At 69.3% G+C, this 8,029-nt stretch carries 9 protein-coding genes; all 9 read left to right on the top strand.

The window, feature by feature from the left end; genetic code table 11:
- Positions 1-111: 111 nt before the first annotated feature.
- Positions 112-756 (top strand): HAD family hydrolase, encoded by a 645-nt coding sequence (locus ACFWZ2_RS43060; RefSeq protein WP_384555260.1) that lies wholly within the window; start codon positions 112-114, stop codon positions 754-756.
- A 151-nt stretch (positions 757-907) separates the two neighbouring features.
- Positions 908-1,615: a VC0807 family protein gene (locus ACFWZ2_RS43055; protein WP_384555259.1), complete on the top strand. Its 708-nt coding sequence runs from the start codon at positions 908-910 to the stop codon at positions 1,613-1,615.
- A 57-nt stretch (positions 1,616-1,672) separates the two neighbouring features.
- Positions 1,673-2,890: an MFS transporter gene (locus tag ACFWZ2_RS43050; RefSeq protein WP_384555258.1), complete on the top strand. Its 1,218-nt coding sequence runs from the start codon at positions 1,673-1,675 to the stop codon at positions 2,888-2,890.
- Positions 2,841-4,016 (top strand): acetoin utilization protein AcuC, encoded by a 1,176-nt coding sequence (locus ACFWZ2_RS43045; RefSeq protein ID WP_384555257.1) that lies wholly within the window; start codon positions 2,841-2,843, stop codon positions 4,014-4,016. Before ACFWZ2_RS43050 ends, ACFWZ2_RS43045 begins: the two co-directional genes overlap by 50 nt.
- 137 nt (positions 4,017-4,153) lie before the next feature.
- Complete coding sequence (locus tag ACFWZ2_RS43040) at positions 4,154-4,969, top strand: phosphatase (protein WP_384555256.1); 816 nt, start codon at positions 4,154-4,156, stop codon at positions 4,967-4,969.
- 132 nt (positions 4,970-5,101) lie between these two features.
- Positions 5,102-5,311, top strand: coding sequence for a helix-turn-helix domain-containing protein (locus ACFWZ2_RS43035; RefSeq protein WP_384555255.1), 210 nt, complete (start codon positions 5,102-5,104; stop codon positions 5,309-5,311).
- A 158-nt stretch (positions 5,312-5,469) separates the two neighbouring features.
- Entirely contained in the window at positions 5,470-5,568 is a 99-nt protein-coding gene (locus ACFWZ2_RS43030; protein WP_003948845.1) for a 30S ribosomal protein bS22, read from the top strand.
- A 319-nt stretch (positions 5,569-5,887) separates the two neighbouring features.
- The gene (locus tag ACFWZ2_RS43025; RefSeq protein ID WP_384555254.1) at positions 5,888-6,937 is read left to right on the top strand and encodes an NAD-dependent epimerase/dehydratase family protein; all 1,050 of its coding nucleotides are present in this window, start codon (positions 5,888-5,890) and stop codon (positions 6,935-6,937) included.
- A 14-nt stretch (positions 6,938-6,951) separates the two neighbouring features.
- Positions 6,952-7,992: a lysophospholipid acyltransferase family protein gene (locus ACFWZ2_RS43020; protein WP_384555253.1), complete on the top strand. Its 1,041-nt coding sequence runs from the start codon at positions 6,952-6,954 to the stop codon at positions 7,990-7,992.
- Positions 7,993-8,029 lie beyond the last annotated feature (37 nt).

The following is an 8,029-nucleotide window of genomic DNA, read 5'->3' as shown; positions in this document are numbered from 1 at the left end:
CTGTGGGAGAGTAGGACGCCGCCGAACTAATTTTGAATGGGAAACCCCCGCACCAATGGTGCGGGGGTTTTCTGCGTTCCGGACCCATTCGCGAGCGCTTAGGGTCGAAGAATGCGATACGACCTGGTCATCTTCGACAATGACGGCGTCCTGGTGGACAGCGAGCCGATCTCCAACACGATCCTTGCCGGGTATCTGACCGAGCTCGGGCATCCCACCTCGTACGAGGAGTCCCTGCGCGACTACATGGGCGCTGCCATGCATCGCGTACACGACCTGGTTCTCGAGCGGAGCGGGCAGCGGCTTCCCGCGGACTTCGACGATGTCTTTCACGGGCGGGTGTTCGCCGCTTTCGAGCGGGAGCTGCAGCCCGTGGACGGTGCCGTGGAGATCCTTGAGAAGCTCACCGCCGACGGGGTCGCCTACTGCCTGGCCTCGTCAGGGAGCCATGAGCGGATTCGGGTCGGGCATCGGAAGGCCGGGCTCGACAAGTGGTTCGACGAGGGGCGGATCTTCAGTTCGCAGGACGTGGGGCGGGGGAAGCCGGCGCCGGATCTGTTTCTGTACGCCGCCGAGCGCATGGGGGTCGCGCCCGAGAAGTGCGTGGTCGTGGAGGACAGTCCGCTCGGGGTGCAGGCCGCGGTGGCCGCGGGGATGGATGTGTTCGGGTTCACCGGTATGACGCCCGCGGAACGGCTCGAAGGGGCCGATGAACTCTTCGGGGACATGCGGGAGTTGGCCGACCTGCTGGGATGACTCCGGTCGTGACACGGGGTGCGGGGGCGGGCTGACATTTGTCATCGCGAGGTCCGGACGATCGTTTCTGCCGGGGAACGGGGGTCGGCGGCGAAGCTGAGTGTGTCGCGAAGGAACGGGACGTACACAGCTACGACGGAGGAACCCGATCATGAGCCAGCTCGTCACCGAGACCCCTGCCACGGTCACCCCGGTCCGCACCGTCGGGGCCGCGGACGCCCGCAAGGCGCGGGTGGAGTCGTTGAAGCCGCTGGTGCTCGACGCGGTCGTGCCCACCGTCTCGTACTACCTGCTCAGCAAGGGGTTCGGGATGGGGACCGTGGCGGCGCTGGCCTGGAGCAGTGTGCTGCCGGCCGGTCGTACGGCGTGGGGGCTGGTCAAGGAGCGGCGGGTCAATGGGCTCGCGGCGCTGATCCTGACCGCGAATGTCGTGGGGCTGCTGCTGAGCCTGGTCGCCGGTGATCCGCGGCTCATGCTGGCCAAGGACAGTGGGATCACCGGCACGGTCGGGCTCGCGGTTCTTGGTTCGGTGCTGGCCGGGCGGCCGTTGATGACCGTGGGGCTCAAGCCCTGGGTGACCAAGGGGAACGCGGCGCGGATCGCTGCCTGGGAGCGGCTGAGTGCGGAGCGGGGGCGGTTCGCGCGGATGGAGCGGACGTTCTCCGTCGTATGGGGTCTGGCGCTGTTCGGTGAGGCCGTGCTGCGGGTCGTGGGGGCCTACACGCTGCCCGTCGACACCATGGTGTGGCTGGGCGGGGCGATCGCGGCGGTGACGATCACGCTGGCCGTGCTGGTCAGTGGCCGACTGGCCGTCGGGCCCATGGAGCAGATGGTCGCGGTGGACGTCCAGGGCCGCTGAAATTGGTTGAGTGATCCATCTACCCACGGGTAGCCCGGGGCCTTACGCTCTGCAGCCATGACCGAAGTGCTGCGGCGCGGCAGGGCCTCGCTGGCGTTCTCCTTCCTGGTGCAGGGAGTGACCTTCGCCCTGCTCGTGACGCGGATCCCGGCGATCCAGGATCGCTACGGGATATCCGACGGGCTGCTGCCCGTCTTTCTCGCCGCGGTGCCGGTCCTTGCCGGGGCCGGGAGCGTGGGCACCGAGCAGTTGGTGAAGCGGGTGCCGCCCAGTGCGGTGCTGAGGTGGTCGCAACCCGTCGTGCTGCTCGCCCTGTTGGGGGTCGGGGCCGGGGACGCGATGTGGCAAGTGGCCGTGGCGCTCGGGGCGTTCGGGCTTTCGGTGGGTGCTCTTGATGCGTCCATGAACATGCTCGGGGTGAGTCTTCAGCGGGCGTACGGGCGGAGCATCATGCTCGGCTTCCACGCCGCGTACAGCCTGGGCGGGATCGCGGGGGCCTCGCTGGCCTGGGCGGGGGCGCACTGGGATCTGTCGCTGTTGGTGTCCTATCTGCCGGTTGTCGTGGTGCTGTTGCCGGCCGCGCTGGTGGGGAGCCGGTGGTACGTCGATGCCGGGACGGAGGCGGCGGACGCAGCCGCGGCCGCCGGGAAGGGCGGGCCGGTCGTCTTCAAGCTGCTGCTTCCGCTGTGTCTGGTGATGAGCTTCGCGTACATCGGGGATTCGACGGTCTCCAACTGGAGCGCGAAGTATCTGCAGGACGTGCTGGGGAGTTCGGAGGAGGTCTCGACCGTTCCGTACAACGTCTACATGGTCATGACGCTGCTGGGGCGGGGGCTCGGGGACCTGGGTGTGCGGCGGTTCGGGGCCGTGGCGGTGGTGCGGGCCGGGTCGGTGGTGGCCGCGCTGGGGTTCGCGGTGGTGGCGGTGGCGCCGGGGGCGTGGGTCGGGATCGCGGGGTTCACGGTGCTGGGGCTCGGGCTGTGCGTGATCGTTCCGCAGACGTTCGCGGCGGCGGGCAGGCTGTTCCCCGGGGCTTCGGATGCGGCCGTCGCGCGACTGAATGTCTTCAACTATGTGGGCTTCTTGATCGGTTCGCCGCTGGTGGGCGGGCTCGGCGATGCGTGGAACTACCGGGGGGCGATGCTCGTTCCCATGGTGTTGGTGCTTGTGACCTTGTTGTACGCCCGCTCCTTCGCCCCGGAAGCGGACCGATACGGTGACGGGCATGAGCGGCCGCGCACAGCTGATGTGGGACGAGGCAGTAACGGGCTATGACTTCGGCCCGGGTCACCCCATGGACCCGGTCAGGCTCGGTCTGACCCGAAGTCTGGTCGGTGCCTTCGGGCTCGACCAGGAGCTCGACGTGGTCGCGGCCAAGCGGGCCGGCGATTCGACGCTGCGGCTCGTGCACCGCGAGGACTATGTGGAGGCGGTCAAGGCCGCTTCCGCCGACCCCGCCTCCGCGCGCGGGGATTACGGGCTCGGCACGGAGGACGACCCGGCCTTCGCCGGGATGCACGAGGTGTCGGCGCTGATCGCCGGGCAGTCCGTGGGGGCGGCCGAGGCGGTGTGGCGCGGGGAGGCCCTGCACGCGGTGAACTTCGCGGGCGGGCTGCACCATGCCATGCCGGGGGCCGCGTCCGGGTTCTGCATCTACAACGACGCCGCGCTGGCCATCGCACGGCTGCTGGAGCTCGGCGCCGAGCGGGTCGCCTATGTGGACGTCGACGTGCATCACGGGGACGGTGTGCAGGCGGCGTTCTGGGAGGACCCGCGGGTTCTGACGATCTCCCTGCACGAGCATCCGCGGACGCTGTTCCCGCAGACCGGGTGGCCCGAGGAGACGGGGGCGGACTCCGTCGCGGAGGGGTCGGCGGTCAATGTCGCGCTGCCCGCGGGGACGGCGGACGCCGGGTGGGTGCGGGCGTTCCACGCCGTGGTGCCCGAGCTGCTCGCGGAGTTCAGGCCGCAGGTGCTCGTGACGCAGCACGGGGCCGACACGCACTTCGAGGATCCCCTCGCGCACCTCGCCGTATCGCTGGACGCGCAGCGTGCCGTGCAGGTCGCCTGTCACGAGCTGGCCCATGAGTACGCCGAGGGGCGCTGGGTCGCACTGGGGGGCGGGGGGTATGCCGTGGTGGATGTGGTGCCGCGGTCGTGGACGCATCTTGTGTCCGTCGCTGCGGGGCGGCCCGTGGAGCCCTCCGCGATGATTCCGGAGGCGTGGCGGCAGGAAGTGTATGCGCGGACACGGCAGTTGGGGCCCATGCGGATGACCGATGGGCGGTGGCCCGTGGTCTGGCAGGGGTGGGAGTCGGGGTACGACCCCGCCGATCGGCTCGACCAGGCCGTGCTCGCGGCTCGGCGGGCGGCGTTTCCCTTGCGGGGGCTGTTGGCGTAGGGGGCTTTCCCCCATCAGAGCACCGCAGGGGCTGGAATTGCGGAGGCGCTGAATCATTGTGCCCGCGTTACGCCAACTGTGGGGGCTTTCCGGGGTTTTGGGGGTCTGCGTGGGGCTGATGCGCCAGCATCGGCAGCGTGTTGAGCACGGGAGCGCTGCGCGCGCATCTGTTGGCGGCTCGGTTGGCCGGGCCTGTGGCCACCTCGCGGGAAGAGAGTCTGCGGAGTTATCGGCTCTTCGCGGCGCGGGACCCGCGGATACTGCTCGGGCTTGATCCCGAGTGGAGTTGGGGTCCCGGTGATCTGCTGCGGCTGATGGCGGACAAGTGCGGGGTCTCGGCCGATCCCCGGCACACCACGGGGGCCGACGTCATCGATCCGGAGCGGACGCTGACGGCGCTCGACGCCTTCGCGGAGCGGCTCGCGGAGGCGGCCAGGAGGCGGCTTCCGGTGCTCTTCGGGACCGGTCATCCGCACCGACTCCTCGGGTTCTACGCCGCGTTGGCGGACGCGTTGTCGGCGGCGGGATGCACCGTCCTCACTCCCGCGCAGGGCAACAGTGTCGACATAACGACCCGGTTCGGCCTACGCACGTACAACCTTGACTACGTACAAGGAGTCGCGCTGGTGCGCGAACCCGGCGTGCGTCCCACCGGGAGTGAGACCGGCGCACATACCCACTCACCCTTGCCGGTTCGGGCCGTCCTCGATGCCGCTGCGGAGGCCGGGGGACCGCTTCCCGAGTTGGTCGTCGGGGACCACGGATGGGTCTGCGGGGCAGGTCAGCTGGGGTTTGAGGCGATCGGTCTGGCGGATACGGACGATCCCGCGCTGTTCGTCGGAGAGGCCGAGGGGCAGGTGTCCGTCGTCGTTCCGCTTGATGACGCTGTGCGGTCTGATTACTACCGACCGCTTACTCGCTATGTACTCAATCGAGCGTGTCTGTCACAGTAGGCGGCCGATGGCTGCTCCTCTTCCCCACTCGCATCATCCGCCCCTAGTCTGGGGAGTGAGCGCGCAGGGACGAAGAGTCACCGGAAGGGGAAGCCGGTGCCCGTCATGTGCGGAAGGTTCAGGTGGGGTGTCATGGCTGCAGACCAAAGGCCGCTGAACGAGGTCGCATTCCTGACCGTGGCGGAAGTCGCCTCGGTGATGCGAGTGTCCAAGATGACTGTGTACCGGTTGGTACACAGCGGTCATCTGCCCGCCATCCGGGTCGGAAGGTCCTTCCGGGTACCGGAGCAGGCGGTTCACGAGTACCTCCGCGAGTCGTATGTGGGGGTCGAGGCAGGATGAGCGCAGGGGCCTCAGGGCCCCTCGCCGCAGGGTCCGGCTGGGTCCATCGGACCTCGATTACGTCCCTCACGCAGGGACGGGTAGGCTAGGCCGACGTAGGTCGTGTGGGCCCAGTCTGCTGCCCCGCACCGAGTGAAGAGAAGTGAGCGAGGGTAGTCGTGGGCTCTGTTATCAAGAAGCGGCGTAAGCGGATGGCCAAGAAGAAGCACCGCAAGCTGCTGAAGCGCACCCGCGTTCAGCGTCGCAACAAGAAGTAAGCGACCGCTGCAACAGCGTGTTTCGAAGCCCTCCCGCCGTCCGGCGGGAGGGCTTCGGTGTTTTCCGAACGCTCCGCGGGAAATGGAGTGCGTCGTCCTCGGGCCGGTCGGGGCTGGTCGCGCCCACGCGACGGAGCCGCATGTGTCACAGCCCCGCGCCCCTGCGGGGCACTCTCGGCGGCTTGAACCGTACGTACTCCTGTGTCCGTCATCACTACCCGCAGCGCACGGTCATCACAGCGCAACATCCACCCGCTAGCGTGGGCCGGGACACAGCCGACGGTGCGCGGCGAGGGTTGGGGAAAGGCAGGCGCTGATCTTGGGCAAGGTCGTGCTCGTGACCGGAGTGGCCCGGCAGCTGGGCGGACGGTTCGTCCGACGCGTCCAGCGCGACCCCGAGGTCGACCGGGTGATCGCCGTCGACGCGGTGCCTCCCGAGCACCATCTGGGCGGCGCCGACTTCGTGCAGGCCGACATCCGGCAGCCCGCGATCGCCAAGGTGCTCGCCGAGTACGCCGTGGACACGGTCGTGCACATGGATGTCACGGCCACCGCGATAGGCCGGGGCGGCCGGGGTTCGGTCAAGGAGACCAACGTCATCGGCACCATGCAGCTGCTCGGCTCGTGCCAGAAGTCGCCGAGCGTGAAGCGGCTCGTGGTGAAGTCGAGCACCAGCGTGTACGGCTCCGCGCCCAAGGACCCCGCGGTCTTCACCGAGACCACGCCGCCCAAGTCCCTGCCCAGCGGCGGCTTCGCCAAGGACACCGTCGAGGTCGAGGGCTATGTGCGCGGCTTCGCGCGGCGCCGCCCCGATGTCGCGGTGTGCGTACTGCGCTTCGCGAACATCCTGGGTCCCGCCGCCGAGTCCCCGCTCGCCGAGTACTTCTCGCTGCCGGTCCTGCCGACCGTGTTCGGCTACGACCCGCGCCTGCAGTTCGTCCACGAGGACGATGTGATCGAGGTGCTGCGCCTCGCCTCGCACGATCCGGAGCGCGGGACGCTCAACAGCGGCACGTTCAACATCGCGGGCGACGGCCAGCTGCTGCTCTCGCAGTGCTCGCGGCGGCTCGGCCGCCCCACCGTGCCGCTGTTCCTGCCGGCCGTCACCTGGGTCGGCTCGGCGCTGCGCACGCTCGGCGCGACGGACTTCTCGCCGGAGCAGATCAGGCTGCTCACCCACGGCAGGGTCGTGGCCACCCGGCAGATGCGCGAGACACTGGGGTTCAGGCCGAAGTACACGACCGCGGAGACCTTCGCGGACTTCGTACGCAGCCGGGGTCCGGGACTGCTGCCGCCCAGTGCCCTCGCGGGGGCAGTCGACCGGATCGCCGCGCTGCCCCTCGTGGGTGGCCACCAGAGCGCCAACTGAGGAGAGCGTCAACGATGGCGGACGCCAAGGTCATTCCGTTCGACGACGACCGGTCGCGCGGGGGTGCGCAGCGCTCCGCGCGCCGCAGGTCAGGTCCCCGGCGCACGGGCGAACCCGGGGCCGTGAGCGAGGTCAAGACGCTGCCCGGGCAGCAGGACGGGGAGCCGCGGGCGGAGCGCGCGGAGCCGGGGAAGCCGGTGCCCGAGCAGCGGGGCGGCGGTTGGGACCGGCGCATCGCGGGCGGGCTCGCGTTCCTGCGCCGGCGGCTGACGGGGGAGTACGAGGTCGATGACTTCGGTTACGACGAGGAGCTCACCGACCAGGTCCTGATGTCGCTGCTGCGCCCCTTCTACGAGAAGTACTTCCGCGTGGAGGTGAAGGGCATCGAGAACATCCCCGCCGACGGCGGGGCGCTGATCGTCGCCAATCACTCCGGGACGCTGCCGCTCGACGGCCTGATGATGCAGGTCGCGGTGCACGACAACCACCCTCAGGGGAGGCATCTGCGGCTGCTCGCCGCGGATCTCGTCTTCATGCTCCCGGTGGTCAACGAGCTGGCCCGCAAGGCCGGTCACACCCTGGCCTGTGCGGAGGACGCGGAGCGGCTCCTGGAGCGGGGCGAGCTGGTCGGTGTGATGCCGGAGGGCTTCAAGGGCATCGGGAAGCCGTTCAGCGAGCGGTACAAGCTGCAGCGGTTCGGGCGCGGCGGCTTCGTCTCGACGGCGCTGCGGACGGGGTCGCCGATCGTGCCGTGCTCGATCGTCGGGGCGGAGGAGATCTACCCGATGATCGGCAATGCGAAGACCCTCGCGCGGGTCTTCGGGTTCCCGTACTTCCCGATCACGCCCACGTTCCCGTGGCTCGGTCCGCTGGGCGCGGTGCCGCTGCCGACGAAGTGGACGATCCAGTTCGGGGAGCCGATCCCGACGGACGGCTATCCGCCGGAGGCGGCGGACGACCCGATGCTGATGTTCAACCTGACGGATCAGGTGCGGGAGCAGATCCAGCACTCGCTGTACAAGCTGCTCGTGCAGCGCCGGTCGGTGTTCTTCTGAGTTCTGGGCGTGCGTACGTCGATGGGGCGCTCTCCCG

Origin of the sequence: Streptomyces sp. NPDC059002 (assembly GCF_042740435.1) — a bacterium.
Classification (GTDB): Bacteria; Actinomycetota; Actinomycetes; order Streptomycetales; family Streptomycetaceae; genus Streptomyces.
This window is presented reverse-complemented; position numbering and strand designations above follow the sequence as displayed.

Coding starts and splice junctions, on each gene's coding strand:
- ACFWZ2_RS43060 (WP_384555260.1), top strand. CDS start 112: ATGCGATACGACCTGGTCATCTTCGACAATGACGGCGTCCTGGTGGAC.
- ACFWZ2_RS43055 (WP_384555259.1), top strand. CDS start 908: ATGAGCCAGCTCGTCACCGAGACCCCTGCCACGGTCACCCCGGTCCGC.
- ACFWZ2_RS43050 (WP_384555258.1), top strand. CDS start 1,673: ATGACCGAAGTGCTGCGGCGCGGCAGGGCCTCGCTGGCGTTCTCCTTC.
- ACFWZ2_RS43045 (WP_384555257.1), top strand. CDS start 2,841: ATGAGCGGCCGCGCACAGCTGATGTGGGACGAGGCAGTAACGGGCTAT.
- ACFWZ2_RS43035 (WP_384555255.1), top strand. CDS start 5,102: ATGGCTGCAGACCAAAGGCCGCTGAACGAGGTCGCATTCCTGACCGTG.
- ACFWZ2_RS43020 (WP_384555253.1), top strand. CDS start 6,952: ATGGCGGACGCCAAGGTCATTCCGTTCGACGACGACCGGTCGCGCGGG.